This is a genomic window from Streptomyces sp. NPDC025638 (assembly GCF_055558775.1).
This window is the reverse complement of the sequence record NZ_JBVHLX010000007.1, coordinates 296737-313705: the sequence shown is the minus strand read 5'-3', so window position 1 is coordinate 313705 and position 16969 is coordinate 296737. Positions and strand designations below refer to the sequence as shown.

Sequence of the window (16969 nt, the reverse complement as noted above, 5' to 3'; positions counted from 1 at the left end):
GGGCCGACGCCACTGATGATCCGTTCAGTGCGTTGACATGGCTCGGCCCGGCTTCCGATACTGACTGGCGATTCAGTAGTCCCGGTAGCCCGCCGCCTCTGGAGGCACCATGTCCGACCTGCCCACCGAGCTGGTCCCGCTGAGCGAGGAGCAGCGCGACATCGTGGAGCTCACGCGGGCCTTCGCCCGTGCGGAGATCCGCCCGCGCGCGCGTGCCGTCGACGAGGCCGACATCGAGACGCCCTGGGACCTGTGGCGCAGGGCGGCCGCGGTGGGCATCACCGGCTTCATGCTGCCCGAGGAGTACGGCGGGGGCGGCTTCACCGACGTGTTCACCCAGTGCCTCGTGCAGGAGGAGCTGTGCGTGGGCGACCTGGGCATCGGCAATCTGCTCTGCTCCAACGGCTTCTTCGCCGATCCGGTCCTCGAACTGGGCGACGAGAAGCAGAAACGGGAGTGGCTGACCCCGCTCACGGGCCCCGACGCCCCGATGACCGCCCTGGCCACCACCGAGCCCGGCGCGGGCTCCGACGCCGCCTCGATCGTCACCACGGCCCACCGCACGACGGGCGGCTACCGGCTCAACGGCCAGAAGGCGTGGATCTCCAACGCGGGCGAGGCCGAGCTGTACGTCGTCTTCGCCAAGACCAACCCGGCGCGGCGCTCGCGCGGGGTGACGGCGTTCCTGCTGCGCAAGGACACCGAAGGGGTCTCCTTCGGTGAGCCGATGCGCAAGATGGGCCAGCGGGCGATCGTCTGCCGGGAGGTCTTCCTCCAGGACGCGTTCGTCCCCGAGGAGCACCGGCTCGGCGCTGAGGGCACGGGCTTCCACGGTCTGATGCGGACCTTCGACATCTCCCGGACGGTGCTCGGCGCGGCGGCGACCGGCGTGGCCCGCGCGGCCTACGAGTACGCCCGCGACTACGCCCGCGAGCGGCGCCAGTTCGGCAAACCGATCATCGAGCACCAGGCGGTGGCCTTCCGCCTCGCCGACATGCGCACGCGGATGGAGCAGGCCCGGCTGATGACCTGGCGGGCCGCCCGGCGCCTCGACTCCGGTCTGGAGGCGTCCGCCGAGGCGGCGATGGCCAAGCTGACGGCGTCCGAGACCGCCGCGTACTGCACCTGGGCGGCCGTCCAGACGCTCGGCGGCTGGGGCTACTCCAGGGAGTTCCCGGTCGAGCAGTGGATGCGGGACGCCAAGCTGGAGGAGATCGAGGAGGGCACCTCGGACATCATGCGACTCGTCATCTCGCGGAGCCTGTGATGGGACTCGCACAGCGGGAGGTCCTCACCGGCGAAGAGGTCCTCACCGGCGGGGAGGCCCTCGTACGCGCCCTGAGCGGGCACGCCGTGACCCGTGTGTTCGGCATCCCGGGCACCCACAACCTGGAGGTCTACCGGCATCTCGCGGCGTACGGCATACGGCATGTGACACCCCGCCACGAACAGGGTGCCGGATACGCGGCCGACGGGTACGCGCGCGTGACGGGCCGCCCCGGCGTCGTCCTCACCACGACCGGGCCCGCCCTGCTCAACGCGGCGGCCGCCGTCGGCCAGGCCTACTCGGACAGCGTGCCGCTGCTGGTGCTCTCGCCGGGCATGCCGCTCGGCCACCCACGGCTGTCGACCGGTGCGCTGCACGAGATGCGCAGTCAGACCGAGGCGCTGCGGGCCGTGGCCGCGTTCAGCCACCGTGTCTCGTCGATCACCGAGATCGACGCGGCCGTGGCCCGCGCGTTCACGATGTTCCGCACGCGCCGGCCGCGGCCCGCCCATGTCGAGGTCCCGCTGGACCTGCTGACCGCCTCCGAGACGCTGGGCCCGGTCCGCGTCGCTCCGACGGTCCCGCGCCCCGCGCCGGACCAGCGGGCCGTCCGGGAGGCCGCGAAGGCCCTCGCCGGGGCCCGGCGCCCCGCGCTGGTGCTCGGCGGCGGGGCGCGCGAGGCACGCCCGCACTGTCTGGCGCTCGCCGAACGGCTGGGCGCTCCCGCCGTCACGACCGCCAACGGCAAGGGCGGTGTGCCCGAGACCCATCCGCTGTCGTTGGGGGTGTCGCTGCACAGTGCCGTCGTACGGGAGTGGCTCGGCACGCGGGACGTCGTCGTGGCCGTGGGCACGGAGCTGGCCGAGTCCGATTTCTGGACCTCGCCGCCCGCGCTCGACGGCACGCTGATCCGCGTCGACATCGACCCGGACCAGATGTACGCCCACATGCCGGCGGACGTGGCGCTCGTGGGGGACGCGCGGACGACTGTGACCGCGCTGACGGCGGAACTTCCCGCGGCGGACGGAGCGGAGGCCCATGCGCGCGTGGCCGAAGAGGTCGCCGCCCTGCGCGCCGCGCGCAACGCCGAGACCGCCGAGCGTGACACCCGCTGGCTCGGCTACCTGAGGGCGATGCGCGCGGTGCTCGACGAGGACGCCGTCGTCACCTCGGACAGCGCCCAGTGCTGCTACTACGGCGCCCTGCCGCACTTCCCTGTCGGCCCCCGCGGCAGCTATCTGCACCCGACCGGCTTCGGCACCCTGGGCTACGCCCTGCCCGCCGCCATCGGCGCCAAGGTCGCCCATCCGCGCCGACAGGTGGTCGCGCTCAGCGGCGACGGCGGGCTGCAGTTCACGGTGCAGGAACTGGCCACCGCCGTACAGCTCCAACTTCCTTTGCCCATAGTGGTGTTCGACAACGGCGGCTACGGCGAGATCCGCGACGAGATGACGGCGCGGGGCGACATCCCCACCGCGGTGGACCTCCCACCGGTCGATCTGCCCGCCCTGGCCCGCGCCTACGGTGGGCACGGCACGCACGCGTGCGGCCCGGCCGGACTCGCCCGCGCCCTCGCCGAGGCCCTCGACCGGCCCGGCCCCACCCTGATCACCGTTCCCGAGGAGAAGACCCCATGACCGCCCCCCTCATGTCGCTCGTCTGGACCGACCACGTCACCGGCCGCCGGGGCTTCCTGGTCGTCGACCGGCTGGTGCGCGGAGTGGCCAGCGGCGGTCTGCGGATGCGGCCCGGCTGCACCCTCGACGAGGTGGCCGGGCTGGCCCGCGGCATGACCATGAAGGAGGCCCTGCACTACAACCCCGAGGGCCGTTATGTGCCCCTGGGCGGCGCCAAGGGCGGCATCGACTGCGATCCCCAGGCCCCGGAGGCGTACGGGCTTCTGGTGCGCTATCTGCGGGCCATGCGGCCGTACATCGAGAGCTTCTGGACCACCGGCGAGGATCTCGGCCTCACCCAGGACCTGGTCGACCGGGCGGCCGCCGAGGCGGGGCTCGTGTCGTCGATCCAGGCCGTGTACCCGCTGCTCGACGACGAGGCCGCGGCGCGCCGGCGGCTCGCGGACGCCTTCGCGGTCGAGGTGGACGGCATCGGCCTCGACGAGCTGGTCGGCGGCTGCGGGGTCGCCGAGTCGGTGCTCGCGGCCCTGGACCGGGCCGGGGTGCCGTACCCGGGCACGCGGGTCGCCGTGCAGGGTCTGGGCACCATGGGCGGGGCCACGGCGCGCTTCCTCGCGCGCGCGGGTCTGACGATCGTGGCCGTCGCCGACATCAAGGGCACGATCGCCAACCCGGCGGGCCTGGACGTCGAGGCGCTGCTCGCCGCGCGGGACGCGTACGGCACCGTCGACCGGGCCGTGCTGCGCCCCGGCGACCGCGAACTGCCGGGCGACGCCTGGCTGTCCGCCGACGTCGAGGTGCTGGTGCCCGCCGCGGTGTCGTACGCGATCGACACCGCCGACCAGGAGCGGATCACCGCCCGCTGGATCGTGGAGGCGGCCAATATGCCGGTGCTGCAGGCGGCGGAGGAGCTGCTGTCCGCGCGCGGGGTGACCGTGCTGCCGGACGTGGTGGTCAACTCGGGGACGAACGCCTGGTGGTGGTGGACGCTGTTCGGCGACATCGGCCCCGACGCGGACGAGGCGTTCGCCTGGACCCGGCGCTCCATGCGCAGCCTCATCGACCGCATGCTGGCCCGCGCGGAGGCCGACGGCACGACCCCGAGGGCGGCCGCGCACGCCATCGTGGCCGACCGGCTGCCGGTGATCGCGGACCGGTTCGGGTGGTACCGGTGACGGATGCCGAGGAGCCGCCGCCACCCGCCGGCCCCACCGCGGCAAGGACCGTATCCCTGCCCGAATCGTTCTTCGACCCCGCCTCGGTCGCCGTCGTCGGCGCCTCCGGGCAGCCCGGGAAGTGGGGTTACTGGCTGGCGAAGGGGGCGCTCGCCGGGCGTGGGCGCCGTGTCGTGCATCTGGTGAACCGGCGTGGCGGGAGTCTGGACGGCGTGCCGTTCCGGGCCGGGCTGGAGGGGCTGCGGTGCGATCACGTCGTCGTGGCCGTGCCGCCCGCGCAGGTGCGGCCTGTGGTGGCCGACGGGCTCGCCGCGGGGGCTCGCGGTTTCACCGTCATCACGTCCGTGGGCGATCCGGCGCAGGAGCGGGCGCTCGCCCGTCTGGTGACCGGCCGGGGCGCCCGGCTGCTCGGCCCGAACTGCATGGGGCTCGTCGACACCGGCACCGGACTGCGGCTCAGCTGGGGCGAGTTCCCGGCGGGCGCGGTCGGTCTGGTGTCGCAGAGCGGGAACCTCGCCCTGGAGATCGGCCGGCTGCTCGCGCGCGCGGGCGAGGGGTTCTCACGGTTCGTCTCCCTGGGGAACCAGCGCGACATCGACGCCGCGGACGCCCTGGAGGCGCTGATCGCGCACGGCCCTACGCGGGTCGTCGCCGCCTACGTGGAGGACTTCCGCGACGGCCGCCGCCTGGCCCGCGTGCTGGCCTGCGCGCACGCCGCGGGCAAGCCCGTGCTGCTGCTCACGGTCGGGCGCGGCGCCGCGGCCGCGGGGGCCGCCGCCTCGCACACCGGCGCCCTGGTGAGCGGATACGACACGGTGGCGGCGGTGTGCCGGGACAGCGGGGCGCTGCTGCTGGAGTCGGCGGGCAAGCTCGTGGACACGGCGCTGTGCCTCCTCGCGGCGAGCCGGCCACCGGCCGGAGCCCGGGTCGCGGTGGTCGGCGACAGCGGCGGCCAGGGCGCCCTCGCCGCGGACGCGCTGACCCTGCGCGGCGGCGAGGTGCCCGCGCTCGCCCCGTCCACCGTCGACCGGCTGGCCGGTCTGCTGCCGCCGGGCGCCGGGTGCGGCAACCCGGTCGACCTCGCGGGCGCCGGGGAGGCCGATCTGGGCAGCTACGCGCGCGTGGCGCAAACGCTGCTGGTGAGCGGCGAGGCCGACTCGGTCGTGCTGACGGGGTACTTCGGGGACTACGCGAGCGCCGACCCGGAGCGGGCCGGTCGCGAGTGCGAGGTCGCGGACGCGCTCGCCGACGCCGCCGTGCGCACCGGCCGCCCGCTGCTGGTGCACACGATGGCCCGGGACACGCCCGCGCTCGCCGTGCTGCGCGGACGCGGCATCCCGGTGTACGAGCGGATCGAGCAGGCGGCGACGGCGCTGACGGGTGCCGTACGGCTCACCACCGCGACCCCGCAGGAGCCCCCGCCCGTGCCGGGCCCGAGGCCCCCGGTCCGGGACGGCGGCCACGAGACGCTCCGCGAGCTTCTGGCCGCGTACGGACTCGCCTTTCCCGCCGCCGGGTTCGTGACGGACGCCGGGGAGGCGGTGGCCGCGGCGCGGCGGGTCGGCTTCCCGGTCGCCCTCAAGGCGATGGGGCTCGCCCACAAGACGGAGGCCGGCGGTGTCGCGCTGGGCATCATCGACGAGGAAGCCCTGCGCACGGCCTTCGGCCGGATGCGGGCGGCCACCGGCGCCCAGCGGTACGCGGTGGAGGCCATGGTGGCGCCTGCCCACGCCCGCGAACTGATCGTCGGGGTGCGTCAGGACCCCGCCTTCGGTCCGGTCGCCCTGGCCGGAATCGGCGGGACCGCGGCGGAACTCCACGCCGACACCGCCCTCGCCCTGGCCCCGCTCACCCCGGCACGCGCGCGTGCCCTGCTGCTGGGGCTGCGGCACGCGCCCCTGCTGACCGGCTGGCGCGGCGCCCCGCCCGTCGCAGCGGAGGCCGCCGCGGCCGCCCTGTGCGCCGTGGCGCGCTGTGCGGCCGAGCACCCCGAGTTCGACGAGTTGGAGGTCAACCCGCTTCTCGTGCACCCGGGCGGCGCGATCGCCCTGGACGCGCACGCCGTCCTCCGGCAGCCCGGCTCCTCATACCCTGACGGGAATTGAGGCGGCGGCGCGGCGGCGGCAGAGTCGATGGCACATCGCACAGCCCATCGACACGAGGAGCGTCGAGCCCACCATGCCTGCCATCGACCCGCAGTCACTGATCGAGCGCTACATCGGGGTCTGGAACGAGCCGGACCCGGAGATCCGCCGCAAGACCGTGCACGACCTCTGGGCGGAGGACGGGCTGCACATCCTGCGCCCGCCGCAGGAGATGCACGACACGGCGGTGGGCCTCGGCTTCCCCACCGCGGTCCTGGAGGCACGGGGCCACGAGGAGGTGTACGCGCGCGTGGAGCGTGCGTACGAGGCGTTCGTCGCCCCGGGGACGTACGGCTTCCGGATCCAGCAGGCGCCGAGGCTGCTGCGCGACGTCGTCACGTTCCGCTGGGAGTCCTTCCACCGGGAGGAGGACCGGGTGATGGGTGGCGGCCTGGAGTTCCTGGTCCTCGACGAGGCGGGCCGCATCAGGTTCGACTACCAGTTCGTGGAGTGAAACGGATTAGGGTGACCGCGTGGCGAGAGTGCGGTTGAGCGTGGCGGAGCGGCGAGAGGAACTGCTGCGGGCCGCCGTCGAACAGATCGAGGCGCGGGGCGTGGCGGCGGTCAGGATCGCCGATGTGGCCTCGGCGCTCGGTGTGAGCAACGCGCTGGTGCTGTATCACTTCTCGACGAAGGAGAAGCTGGTCGCCGCCGCGTTCGCCCACGCGGCCGAGGACGACCTGACGCATCTGCGCAAGCTGCTGAACCGCCGTACGACCGCGCTGCGCCGGCTGCGGACCGCCGTGCGCTGGTACGCGCCCACCGGTCAGGCCAAGGGCTGGCGGCTGTGGATCGAGGGCTGGGCGGTGGCCCTGCGCGAGCCCGCTCTGCGCGAGGTCACCCGGGACCTGGACAGGCAGTGGAAGGCGGCCATCACCGAGGTCATCGCGGAGGGCGTGGCGGCCGGCGAGTTCCAGTGCCCCGACCCGACCGGTACCGCCCTGCGGCTGACGGCCCTGCTCGACGGGCTCGCCGTTCAGCTGACGTCCTACGCGGGCGCGGTCCCGCGGGCGCGGGCACAGCAGTGGGTCGACGAGGCGCTCACCCGGGAACTGGGCCTGGCCCGGGAGGCGTTGACGGCGCAGGAGCGGTGACGGCGCAGGAGCGGTGACCGCTCCCGGCCGTCGCGCCGTGCACGCCGAGCGGGGCCCGTCACGCCACCGAGGCGATCCGCATCTTGATGTCGTCCGGGGACAGCGTCCCCTTGGCGGTCACATGGTCCCCCGACGACTCCCCGCGCAACCGCCGCCCGATCCACGGGACCAGATACTCGCGGGCCCAGTGGACGTCGTCGCGACGGACGTCGAGGGTGCCGCGGGGCGGGAGCGGGGGCCAGGGCTGTTCCGGGTCCGCCGGGACCGCCACACCGAGGGCCTGGCCGGCCCGGAGCGCCACCCGGGTGTGCCCCTCGGGCGAGAGGTGGAGCCGGTCGTCGTCCCAGGCGCGCCGGTCCTGAACGGTCTTCAGTGACCACAGGTCCAGCACCGGGCAGCCGTATCGGTCGGCGATGGCCCGGACGTGCCCGTTGTACGTGGCGATCTTGCCGCGCAGATGCTTGAGCACGGGCACGTTGCGGGTGTCGAACCCGGTCGTCACCATGACCGTGCCGGCCGCGTCGGTCAGCTGCCCGATCGCCCGCTCGAAGCGCTCGGCCACCTCGTCCGGGTCGGTGCCGGGACGGATGATGTCGTTGCCGCCCGCGCAGAAGGACACCAGGTCCGGCGCGAGCTCCACGGCCTTGGGGAGCTGGTCGGCCACGATCTGGTCGAGCAGCTTCCCGCGTACCGCGAGATTGGTGTATTTGAAGTCGCCCTCGGGCCGACGGTCCGCGAGAAGTACCGCGAACCGGTCGGCCCAGCCGACGAATGCCCCGTCGGGGCCGGGGTCGCCGACGCCCTCGGTGAAGCTGTCCCCCACCGCCACGTACGACCCGATCACTGATCTGCTGTCACTCTTCGAATCGTCTGCCACGTCGGCCCATGATTCACCTTCGGATGTGACCTACGCGATCGTAGGAAGGGGTTGACGAACGGTGAGATAAGACACTCTTAAATAGTTTGCCAACGCGGGAATATGACGCCGGTCAGGTGGGTTGACGCATCGATCGCACAGCAACGCCGCACAGCGACACCGAAGGCCGGACCCGGGGGGCAGGGGTCCGGCCTTCGGCGGCGTGGGGGTCGGGGCGGGTGCCCGACGCGATCAGGCGACGGGCACGCCGTGCGAGCGGAGGTAGGCGACCGGGTCCACGTCCGAGCCGTAGTCCGGCGTGGTGCGGATCTCGAAGTGCAGGTGCGGTCCGGTCACATTGCCGGTCGCGCCGGACAGCCCGATCTGCTGGCCGGCGGCGACGGACTGGCCGGCCGAGACGGAGATCTGGGAGAGGTGGGCGTACTGCGCGTAGTAGCCGTCGTCCAGCTTGATGACGACCTGGTTGCCGTACGCGCCGCCCCAGCCCGCGGAGACGACTGTGCCCGCGGCCACGGCCTTGAGGGAGGTGCCGGTCGGGACGACGAAGTCGACGCCGGTGTGGTAGCCGCTGGACCACATGCTGCCCGGGACGTGGTAGTTGGTGCCGATGGCGGCACCCGTGACCGGGAGGGTGTAGCCGGACGAGGCGACGGCGGCCTGAGCGGTTACGGCGCTCTCGGCCGAGACGCCGGAGGCGGTGGCGGAGTCCGGCGCGGACGCCTGCGACGCGGACGGCTTCGACGCGGACGGCTTCGACGCGGAGGGGGACGCGGAAGAGGGAGCCGGCGCCGGGGACTTGGCGGCCGTCGCGGCCTTCCCGCCGAGGGCGAGCTTCAGGCCGGGATGGATCAGCGAAGGGTTGTCGCCGACGGCCTCGCGGTTGTCCCGGTAGAGCCGGTGCCAACCGCCACGGACGCTCTGCTCCTCGGCGATCTTCGAAAGGTAGTCGCCGGTCTTCACCGTGTAGGTGCGCACGCCCGAAACCGCCGGCGCGGCCTTCTTCTCGACGGTCGGGACCGACTGCACGGCCTGTGCCGGGACGGACTGCGGCGTGGCCGCATGGGCACCGGTGGCCCCGATCAGCGGCAGGGCCAGCGCCGCGCCGCCGGTACCGGCGACGGCGACCGAACGACTGAAGCGGCGGGGCTTGGGGCGGCGGTGCTTACCCTTCCGGGGCATGGCGAATTCCTCTCCGGCGCGCTGCGAGGTGAGCTGTCGCTCCGGTCGGCGGCAGGATTCGGCATTCCGTCCGGATTGGTGGCGAACGTAAGCGAGCAAGATGCGAACGGACAAGCAGTTGGTTCCTTGTGTCCGGCTTTCGCTTGATCCGTTACGGGAATTCCCGGTCACCCTCAGTGAATTCCCGCTCAATTCTTCCGGTCAATTCTCAGTAAAACGGCGCGAATTACGTGAACATGACGCGCGACGGACGGTCACGAATATGACGCTCCTCACGCACCTGCACCCAGGCCACTTCATTCCGGGGCGAGTTTGAACGAAGGGGCCAATTCGGGCAGATGGTTCAGATCCGGCGGAGACGGAAAAGCGCCGCGTCGAGATCGCCCCGAAGTCCGGTGCGCAGCCCGTGGTGCAGCAGTACGGCACCACGGTGCACTTCGCCCGTTTCGTGGCATTCGTACGCCGCTGCCGGGTCAAGACCGCGCAGCCGCAGCGCCGGGGCCGGCTCGCCGTAGTGCTGAGCCTGGAGGCAGGCAAGGACGACCGTTTCGTCGCCGAGCACATACTGCACCGCGCTCAGCCCGCCCTCCGGGGGCCGCAGCCGGTACTGCTCGCCGCGCTGCACGACCGGACGGATGCCCTTGTAGAGCTCCACCCACTCCTTGGCCTCGACAAGCTCCTCCTCCGTCCACTCCGCGAGGTCGCCGCCGACCCCGAGGACCCCGGCCATGGCGCTCACGAAGCGAAGGCGAAGCGAGCTGACCCTGCCGTTGAGCTGGGTGTTCGGGCTGTCGGTGACCCAGGCGGCCATGATCCGGGCCGGGTGGATCTGACTGAAGCCGTGCTGGATGCGGAGACGGTCGAGCGGGTCGGTGTTGTCGGAGGTCCACACCTGGTCGGTGCGGCTCATGACGCCGAGGTCGATACGGCCGCCGCCGCCCGAGCAGGACTCGAACGCGACGCCCGGGTGGGCCGCCCGCAGCCGGTCCAGCAGGGCGTAGAGGGCGCGCACATGGTCCACCCACAGGCGCTGCGGATAGGGTTCGCCGGGCCAGCCCGCGTCGGTGAAGCAGCGGTTGAAGTCCCACTTCACATAGTCGACGGGGGCACTGGAGAGCAGACCGTCGAGCTGCTCCCAGAGGTATTCCTGGACGTCCTCGCGGGCCAGATTGAGCACGAGCTGATTGCGTAGTTCCGTCCTCTTTCGTCCCGTCTGGTACTGCACCCAGTCGGGGTGCGCGCGGTACAGGTCGCTGTCCGGGTTGACCATCTCGGGCTCGACCCAGATGCCGAACTGCATCCCGAGGGCGTGCACGTAGTCGGCGAGCGGCTTGAGGCCGTTCGGGAAGCGGTCGGGGTTGGGCGTCCAGTCGCCGAGTCCGGCGCGGTCGCCGGTGCGGGCGCCGAACCAGCCGTCGTCGACCACGAACAGCTCGACGCCGATCGCAGCCGCCCGGCGCGCGAGCGTCGCCTGCTGCTCCTCGGAGATGTCGAAGTTCGTGGCCTCCCAGGAGTTGAAGAGCACCGGCCGGTCCCGGTCGGCGTCCGGGATGACGTACGCCCGCTGGTAGGCGTGCCAGGCACGGCTCGCGCCGCCGAAGCCGCCGTCGCTCCACAGGCCCGCGAAGACGGGACTCGTGTACGACTCCCCCTCGGCCAGCATCAACAGCCCCGAGTCGTCGTAGCCGGCCCCACCGGTGATCTGCACGCGTGCGTCCGGGAGTTGGGCAACCCCGATCCGCCAGGACCCCGACCAGCCCAGCGCGCAGCCGTACACCTCGCCGCGCTCCTCGGTGGCGTCGGTGTCGAGCGCCACCCAGGGCAGGTGCTGGTGACCGGTGTGGCCGCGGCGGCTGCCGATGACCTTCTCACCGTGGGTGAGCGGGGCCCGGGTCAGCAGGGACTCGGCGGCCCAGCGGCCGTGCAGCTGGGACAGCCGCCAGCCCTCACGGTCGGGCAGGGTCCAGGTGGCCGGGTCGGCACGGAGCAGTTCCACGCGCGCGTGCCCCTGGTTGCCGACGGTCACCCAGCGCTCGACGACGTCCCCGCGCATCTGGTAGTGCAGTGTGACGGCCAGCCCTGCGTCCCCGAAGCGCAGCCGCAGTTCGTCGCCCGTCGTCTCGTACGCCTCGAAGGTCCACTCGGTGCCGCGCCGCTCCTCGGTGCGTACGGACAGGGCGGGGCGGACGAAGCGGGGGCCGCCCTCGACCGGGTACTCCTCGCGGCCGTCGAGCGGGGACTCGAAGGGCCAGTAGTCGGGCAGCGGGCGCACGGCGAGCGCCTCGGCGTCGGCGAGCGCGATGCTCGGCCCCCAGTGGAGGTGGAGCAGTTCGTCCGCCTCGGTGAGGTGCAGCGCGTAGCTGCTGTTCGGCCCGGACAGGAGCCAGGTACGACCGTTCTCGGCGATATCCACCATGAAGTCCTCACAAGTGCCAACAGATCCGCGCAAGCCCAAACATCATCAAGGGCCGGGGGTGTCGTGGGCAACGCCTGTGGACAACTCATTGCCCGAGGAAACTCATGTCGTATCGTCGACAGCGTGCCCGTCGACGAGCCGCGTCGGCGCCGCCCGAGCGTGAGGAGCCACCGTGACGCAGCACGTCCCGTCGACCGAGCCCGAGCTGGCCGGAGTGCGCAACTTCCGTGACGTGGGCGGACTGCCGACCGTGGACGGACGGCGGGTGCGGTACGGGGTGCTGTTCCGCAGCGGCCATCTCGCGCACGCGACCGACAAGGACACGGAGTTCCTCTCCTCCCTGGGTCTGCACACGATCTTCGACTTCCGCAACGCGGCCGACCAGAAGCTGGAAGGCCCCGACGTGGCGCTGCCGGGCGTGCGCAACGTGAACATGCCGCTGAGCGACCCGGCGGACGGCGCCGAGTTCTGGAAGATGGTCCGCGACGGGAACCTCGACCAGCTGCGCGGGATCCTCGCGGACGGCAAGGCCGCGAACCGGATGATCACCTCCTACCGCAGGATGGTCAAGGAGCGCACCGCCGAGCACTCCCGGGTGCTGCACGCGCTGGTCGAGGACAGCGTCCCGGCCCTGATGCACTGCGCGGCGGGCAAGGACCGCGCGGGCCTGTCCATAGCCGTGACGCTGCTCGCCGTGGGCGTGGACCGCGAGGCGATCCTGTCCGACTACCTGGAGTCGAACGCCAAGCACCGCCGCTACAAGGTGCGGCGCAGCGGCAGCGCCGAGTCGGCCTACACCCCCGAGGTGATGGAGCTGCTCAGCCCGCTGTTCGAGGCCCGGGCCGAGTATCTGGCGGCGGCGCTCGAAACCGTCGAGGAGACATGGGGCACGGTCGACGTCTACCTGGAACAGGGCCTCGGGCTCGGCCCCGGGCACCGGGAGCGACTGCGCGAGCGGCTGCTCGACTGACGCCGGTGTCTCCCGGCCCCCACCCGGTCAGGCCTTGGCGCCGACCGCGAACAGCAGGTAGATGAAGGCGGCCAGGACGTGGCCGAGGACGCCGTAGACGATCAGACGGATCCACAGGGCGCGGGGGAACTTCTCCTCCATGTTGCTCATGGCAACTCTCCGGTGATCGGGCCCAGGCACAGGGTGGCCGTGGGACTCTGCAGCAGGGTGTGGACGAACAGGAGCTCGACCCCGTCGTGGTCCTCGGCGGCGAGGCGGTGCGGGGTGAGCGAGTCGAAGTGCGCGCCGTCTCCGGGCGCGAGCAGGTGCGCGGTGTCCCCGAGGCGCAGTCGGAGCCGCCCCTTGAGGACGTACAGCCACTCCTCGCCGGGGTGGACGCGCACGATGTCGCCCTGTGAGCCGTGGGGCACGCGGACGCGCAGGGCCTGCATCCCACGGCCGGACGCGCCGGCCTGCCAGTACGTCCAGCCGCCGGCCCGGGTCGGTTCCATGTCGTCGGCGCGCACGATCGCGTCCCGGTCGCCGGCCGTCTCGCCCAGCAGGTCCGAGACCGTCGTACCGTAGATGCGCGCGAGTGCGAGCAGCATCGGCAGGGAAGGCTGGCGCTGTCCGGTCTCCAGACGGGAGAGATGGGCGGGCGACAGCCCGGCCGCGCGGGCCGCGGCCTCCAGGGTGAGACCGGCGCGGCGGCGCAGCGAGCGGAGCTGGGGGGCCACGGCGGCCAGGTCGTCGGCCGGTCCGGCCGTCGGCTCGGGCCCGTGGCCGGGCGGACGCTCGGCTTCGGAGGAGCTCATGACTCCATTCAGCCCGAGCTTTGCCTGTCCGGCAAATTTCTTGCCTCAGAGGCAAAGCCCCGGCTGGTGATCAGCCCACAGTGGTGATCACCGGTTGGCGACGGCCTGCTTGATCAGCGTCCTGCCGAAGTCCCACATCAGGCCGCCGCCACTGTGCGCGTCGTCCATCACATCGGTGAACGCGTCCACGAAGCGGTCCACCTCCGCCTCGCCGATGACCAGCGGCGGGATCAGCTTGATCACCTCCAGATGGTCGCCGGAGACCTGGGTGAGGATGCGGTGGCGTTGCAGCAGCGGTACGACGACCATCTGCGCGAACAGGCCCTTGCGCGCGGCCTGCAGCATGGTCCAGCGGCTCTTCAGCCTCAGTGAGCTCGGCCTGCCGAACTCGATGCCGATCATCAGGCCCCGGCCGCGGACGTCGGCGAGCAGTTCGTACTTGTCGACCAGTGCGGCCAGCCGGGACTTCAGGTGGTCGCCGATCATCCGCGCATGGGCGACGGTCGCTTCGTTCTCCATGACCGACAGGACGGCCAGCCCGGCGGCCATGGCCTGCGCGTTGGAGCCGAAGCTCGCCGAGTGGACCAGCACCCGGTCCATGGACGAGTAGACCTTCTTGAAGATCCAGTCCTTGCCGAGGGTGGCGCCGACCGGCACATAGCCGCCGGACAGCGCCTTGGCCACGCACACCAGGTCCGGTTCGACGCCGTCCTCGTGCTGATAGGCGTAGAAGTCCCCGGTCCGGCCGAGTCCGGTCTGCACCTCGTCGGCGACGAGCAGCGCCTTGTGCCTGTGCAGCAGCTCCTGGGCGGCGCGCAGATAGCCGGGCGGGGCCTCGTGCACCCCCTTGCCCTGGATCGGTTCGACGATCAGGGCGGCGACGTCACCCTTCTTCAGTTCCCGTGCCAGGGCGTCGAGATCGCCGAGGGGGACGGCCGTGTCGGGCAGCAGCGGGGCGAATCCGTTCCGGAAGCCGTTCTCCCCGTTGACCGACAGCGAGCCGGTGGTCAGGCCGTGGAAGGCGTGGTCGCAGTAGAGGATCCGCGGTCTGCCGGTGGCGTACCGGGCGAACTTCAGCGCGGTCTCCACGGCCTCCGTACCGCTGTTGCCGAAGAACACCCGGTCCAGGTGCGGACTGTGGGTGAGGAGCCGCTCGGCCAGCAGGCCGGGCAGCGGCTGGCAGTCGAAGCGGGTGAGGTCGGCGAGCTGGGCGTCGAGGACGTCGTGCAGCGCCTTGCGGACGACGGGGTGGTGGCGGCCGAGGCCCATCACCCCGAACCCGGCGAGCATGTCCAGGTAGTCGTTGCCGTCCGCGTCCCAGAAGTGGGCGCCCTCGGCGCGCTCGTAGACCTTGTCGAAGCCGATGGTGTGCAGCATGCGCGGCAGCTGGTGGTTCAGATACCTGGCGTGCAGCTCGTAGCGTTCGGCTCCGCGCTCGGCCAGGAGCGCGCCGAGGTCGAACTCCCTGGTCATTCAGCTCTCTCCTTGACTGTGCCCCCCAGGTCCTTGACGGCGGCCGTGTCCCCCATGTCCTGGACGGCCAGGCTCGCGCCGATCCGTCCGGCGACCTCGACGGGCGTGAGGCCGATGTCGGCCAGCACCTCACCGCGCTTGGCGTGCGCGAGGAACTGCTCCGGGATGCCGAACCGCCGCACCGGTACGTCGACATCGGCGTCGCCGAGTGCCAGTGCCACGGCGGCGCCGACCCCGCCCGCGCGGCTGTTGTCCTCGACGACGGCCACCAGCCGGTGCTCGGCGGCGAGGCCCGGCAGGGCCGGGTCGACGGGCTTGACCCACCGGGGGTCGACGACGGTGCAGCCGATGCCGCGCGCCCGCAGCAGCTCGGCGGCCTGGAGGCAGACCGGCGCCATGACGCCGACGGCCACCAGCAGCACCTCGGGACGCTCGCCGCGGTGCAGGACGTCCAGGCCGCCGACGCGGTCGACCGCCGGGATCTCGGGGCCCACCGACTCCTTGGGGAAGCGCACCAGGGTGGGCGCGTCGTCGACCGCCACCGCCTCGCGCAGCTGGGCGCGCAGCTGGGCGGCGTCGCGCGGGGCGGCGATCCTCAGACCGGGGACGACCTGGAGGATCGACATGTCCCACATGCCGTTGTGGGAGGCCCCGTCGACGCCGGTGACGCCGGCCCGGTCGAGGACGAAGGTCACCCCGCAGCGGTGCAGCGCCACATCCATCAGGAGCTGGTCGAAGGCGCGGTTGAGGAAGGTGGCGTAGACGGCGACGACGGGGTGCAGGCCGCCGGTCGCGAGGCCGGCCGCCGACACGGTGGCGTGCTGCTCGGCGATGCCGACGTCCCACACCCGGTCGGGGAAGCGCTCGGCGAACTTGCCGAGGCCCACCGGGTGCAGCATGGCCGCCGTGATGGCCACGACGTCGTCGCGCTCCTGCCCGATGCGTACGATCTCGTCGCCGAACACCGAGGTCCAGGAGGGTCCGCCCGACGGTGTGAGCGGCTCGCAGGTGAGCGGGTCCATCACTCCGACGGTGTGGAAGTGGTCCTCCTCGTGGGCCAGGGCGGGTTCGTAGCCACGGCCCTTCTCGGTGAGGCAGTGGACAAGGACGGGGCCGTGGAAGCGTTTCGCGCGCCGCAGCGCCGACTCCACGGCCTTGATGTCGTGCCCGTCGATGGGGCCGACGTACTTCAGGCCCAGGTCCTCGAACATGCCCTGCGGGGCGAAGGCGTCCTTGAACCCCTTCTTCGCGCCGTGCAGGGACTCGTAGAGGGTGTTCCCGACCACCGGTGTCCGCAGCAGTACGTCCTTGCCCCAGGCCAGCACCTTTTCGTAGCTGTCGGTCGTGCGCAGGGTGGCCAGATGGTTGGCGAGGCCGCCGATGGTCGGCGCATAGGACCGCTCGTTGTCGTTGACGACGATGATCAGCGGCCGGTCCTTCGCGGCGGCGATGTTGTTCAGCGCCTCCCAGGCCATGCCGCCGGTGAGCGCGCCGTCGCCGATGACCGCGACGACATGGCCCTTCTCCCCCTGCACCTGGCGGGCCTTGGCCAGCCCGTCGGCCCAGCCGAGCGCGGTGGAGGCATGGCTGTTCTCGATGACGTCGTGCTCGGACTCCTCGCGCGAGGGATAGCCGGACAGGCCACCCTTGCCGCGCAGCTTGGAGAAGTCCTGACGCCCTGTCAGAAGCTTGTGGACATAGCTCTGGTGGCCGGTGTCCCAGAGGATGCGGTCGACCGGTGACTCGAAGACCCGGTGGAGCGCGACGGTCAGTTCCACCACGCCCAGGTTGGGCCCGAGGTGGCCGCCGGTCCTGGCGACCGCCTGCACCAGGAACTCGCGTATTTCGTCGGACAGTTCACCGAGTTCCGCCTCGGACAGCGCCTTCAGGTCGCGTGGTCCCCGGATGTTCTCCAGCATCGTCACGCTCGGGCCCCCTCTCGG

At 72.1% G+C, this 16969-nt stretch carries 14 protein-coding genes; 7 read left to right on the top strand and 7 right to left on the bottom strand.

The window, feature by feature from the left end; translation table 11 throughout:
• Positions 1-109 precede the first annotated feature (109 nt).
• From ACZ4EG_RS20445 to ACZ4EG_RS20420, 6 genes are all read left to right on the top strand, one after another.
• The gene (locus ACZ4EG_RS20445) at positions 110-1267 is read left to right on the top strand and encodes an acyl-CoA dehydrogenase family protein (protein ID WP_467791576.1); all 1158 of its coding nucleotides are present in this window, start codon (positions 110-112) and stop codon (positions 1265-1267) included.
• Positions 1267-2904 carry a thiamine pyrophosphate-binding protein gene (locus ACZ4EG_RS20440; protein WP_467791575.1) on the top strand — a complete coding sequence of 546 codons (1638 nt, stop codon included), beginning with the start codon at positions 1267-1269 and terminating at the stop codon, positions 2902-2904. Before ACZ4EG_RS20445 ends, ACZ4EG_RS20440 begins: the two co-directional genes overlap by 1 nt.
• Positions 2901-4079: a glutamate dehydrogenase gene (locus ACZ4EG_RS20435; RefSeq protein WP_453545447.1), complete on the top strand. Its 1179-nt coding sequence runs from the start codon at positions 2901-2903 to the stop codon at positions 4077-4079. The genes ACZ4EG_RS20440 and ACZ4EG_RS20435 overlap by 4 nt, the downstream gene beginning before the upstream one ends.
• A complete protein-coding gene (locus tag ACZ4EG_RS20430; protein WP_467791574.1) occupies positions 4076-6184 on the top strand; it encodes an acetate--CoA ligase family protein in 2109 nt (702 codons plus the stop codon). Before ACZ4EG_RS20435 ends, ACZ4EG_RS20430 begins: the two co-directional genes overlap by 4 nt.
• A 73-nt stretch (positions 6185-6257) precedes the next feature.
• Entirely contained in the window at positions 6258-6677 is a 420-nt protein-coding gene (locus ACZ4EG_RS20425) for a hypothetical protein (RefSeq protein ID WP_467791573.1), read from the top strand.
• A 19-nt stretch (positions 6678-6696) separates the two neighbouring features.
• Positions 6697-7317 (top strand): TetR/AcrR family transcriptional regulator, encoded by a 621-nt coding sequence (locus tag ACZ4EG_RS20420; RefSeq protein WP_467791572.1) that lies wholly within the window; start codon positions 6697-6699, stop codon positions 7315-7317.
• A 58-nt stretch (positions 7318-7375) separates the two neighbouring features.
• Here the strand turns inward: ACZ4EG_RS20420 and ACZ4EG_RS20415 are convergent, their stop codons facing one another.
• From ACZ4EG_RS20415 to ACZ4EG_RS20405, 3 genes are all read right to left on the bottom strand, one after another.
• Positions 7376-8161: an SGNH/GDSL hydrolase family protein gene (locus ACZ4EG_RS20415; protein WP_390706233.1), complete on the bottom strand. Its 786-nt coding sequence runs from the start codon at positions 8159-8161 to the stop codon at positions 7376-7378.
• Between the two features lie 264 nt (positions 8162-8425).
• On the bottom strand, positions 8426-9373 hold the full coding sequence (locus ACZ4EG_RS20410) for a M23 family metallopeptidase (protein ID WP_467791571.1): 948 nt from the start codon (positions 9371-9373) through the stop codon (positions 8426-8428).
• A gap of 343 nt (positions 9374-9716) precedes the next feature.
• Positions 9717-11789 carry an alpha-galactosidase gene (locus ACZ4EG_RS20405; protein ID WP_467791570.1) on the bottom strand — a complete coding sequence of 691 codons (2073 nt, stop codon included), beginning with the start codon at positions 11787-11789 and terminating at the stop codon, positions 9717-9719.
• A 172-nt stretch (positions 11790-11961) separates the two neighbouring features.
• Between ACZ4EG_RS20405 and ACZ4EG_RS20400 the strand changes: the two genes are divergently transcribed.
• Positions 11962-12759 carry a tyrosine-protein phosphatase gene (locus ACZ4EG_RS20400; protein ID WP_453545435.1) on the top strand — a complete coding sequence of 266 codons (798 nt, stop codon included), beginning with the start codon at positions 11962-11964 and terminating at the stop codon, positions 12757-12759.
• A gap of 27 nt (positions 12760-12786) precedes the next feature.
• Here ACZ4EG_RS20400 and ACZ4EG_RS20395 read toward each other — a convergent pair whose 3' ends face one another.
• The 4 genes from ACZ4EG_RS20395 to dxs form a co-directional block, all read right to left on the bottom strand.
• Positions 12787-12909 (bottom strand): DUF6126 family protein, encoded by a 123-nt coding sequence (locus ACZ4EG_RS20395; RefSeq protein WP_453545433.1) that lies wholly within the window; start codon positions 12907-12909, stop codon positions 12787-12789.
• A complete protein-coding gene (locus ACZ4EG_RS20390) occupies positions 12906-13553 on the bottom strand; it encodes a helix-turn-helix domain-containing protein (RefSeq protein ID WP_453545431.1) in 648 nt (215 codons plus the stop codon). Before ACZ4EG_RS20390 ends, ACZ4EG_RS20395 begins: the two co-directional genes overlap by 4 nt.
• A gap of 87 nt (positions 13554-13640) precedes the next feature.
• On the bottom strand, positions 13641-15026 hold the full coding sequence (locus ACZ4EG_RS20385) for an aspartate aminotransferase family protein (protein ID WP_467791569.1): 1386 nt from the start codon (positions 15024-15026) through the stop codon (positions 13641-13643).
• Complete coding sequence (gene dxs, locus ACZ4EG_RS20380; RefSeq protein ID WP_467791568.1) at positions 15023-16951, bottom strand: 1-deoxy-D-xylulose-5-phosphate synthase; 1929 nt, start codon at positions 16949-16951, stop codon at positions 15023-15025. The genes ACZ4EG_RS20385 and dxs overlap by 4 nt, the downstream gene beginning before the upstream one ends.
• Positions 16952-16969: the final 18 nt, after the last annotated feature.

Coding starts and splice junctions, on each gene's coding strand:
- ACZ4EG_RS20445 (WP_467791576.1), top strand. CDS start 110: ATGTCCGACCTGCCCACCGAGCTGGTCCCGCTGAGCGAGGAGCAGCGC.
- ACZ4EG_RS20440 (WP_467791575.1), top strand. CDS start 1,267: ATGGGACTCGCACAGCGGGAGGTCCTCACCGGCGAAGAGGTCCTCACC.
- ACZ4EG_RS20435 (WP_453545447.1), top strand. CDS start 2,901: ATGACCGCCCCCCTCATGTCGCTCGTCTGGACCGACCACGTCACCGGC.
- ACZ4EG_RS20425 (WP_467791573.1), top strand. CDS start 6,258: ATGCCTGCCATCGACCCGCAGTCACTGATCGAGCGCTACATCGGGGTC.
- ACZ4EG_RS20410 (WP_467791571.1), bottom strand. CDS start 9,373: ATGCCCCGGAAGGGTAAGCACCGCCGCCCCAAGCCCCGCCGCTTCAGT.
- ACZ4EG_RS20405 (WP_467791570.1), bottom strand. CDS start 11,789: ATGGTGGATATCGCCGAGAACGGTCGTACCTGGCTCCTGTCCGGGCCG.
- ACZ4EG_RS20395 (WP_453545433.1), bottom strand. CDS start 12,909: ATGAGCAACATGGAGGAGAAGTTCCCCCGCGCCCTGTGGATCCGTCTG.
- ACZ4EG_RS20390 (WP_453545431.1), bottom strand. CDS start 13,553: ATGAGCTCCTCCGAAGCCGAGCGTCCGCCCGGCCACGGGCCCGAGCCG.
- ACZ4EG_RS20385 (WP_467791569.1), bottom strand. CDS start 15,026: ATGACCAGGGAGTTCGACCTCGGCGCGCTCCTGGCCGAGCGCGGAGCC.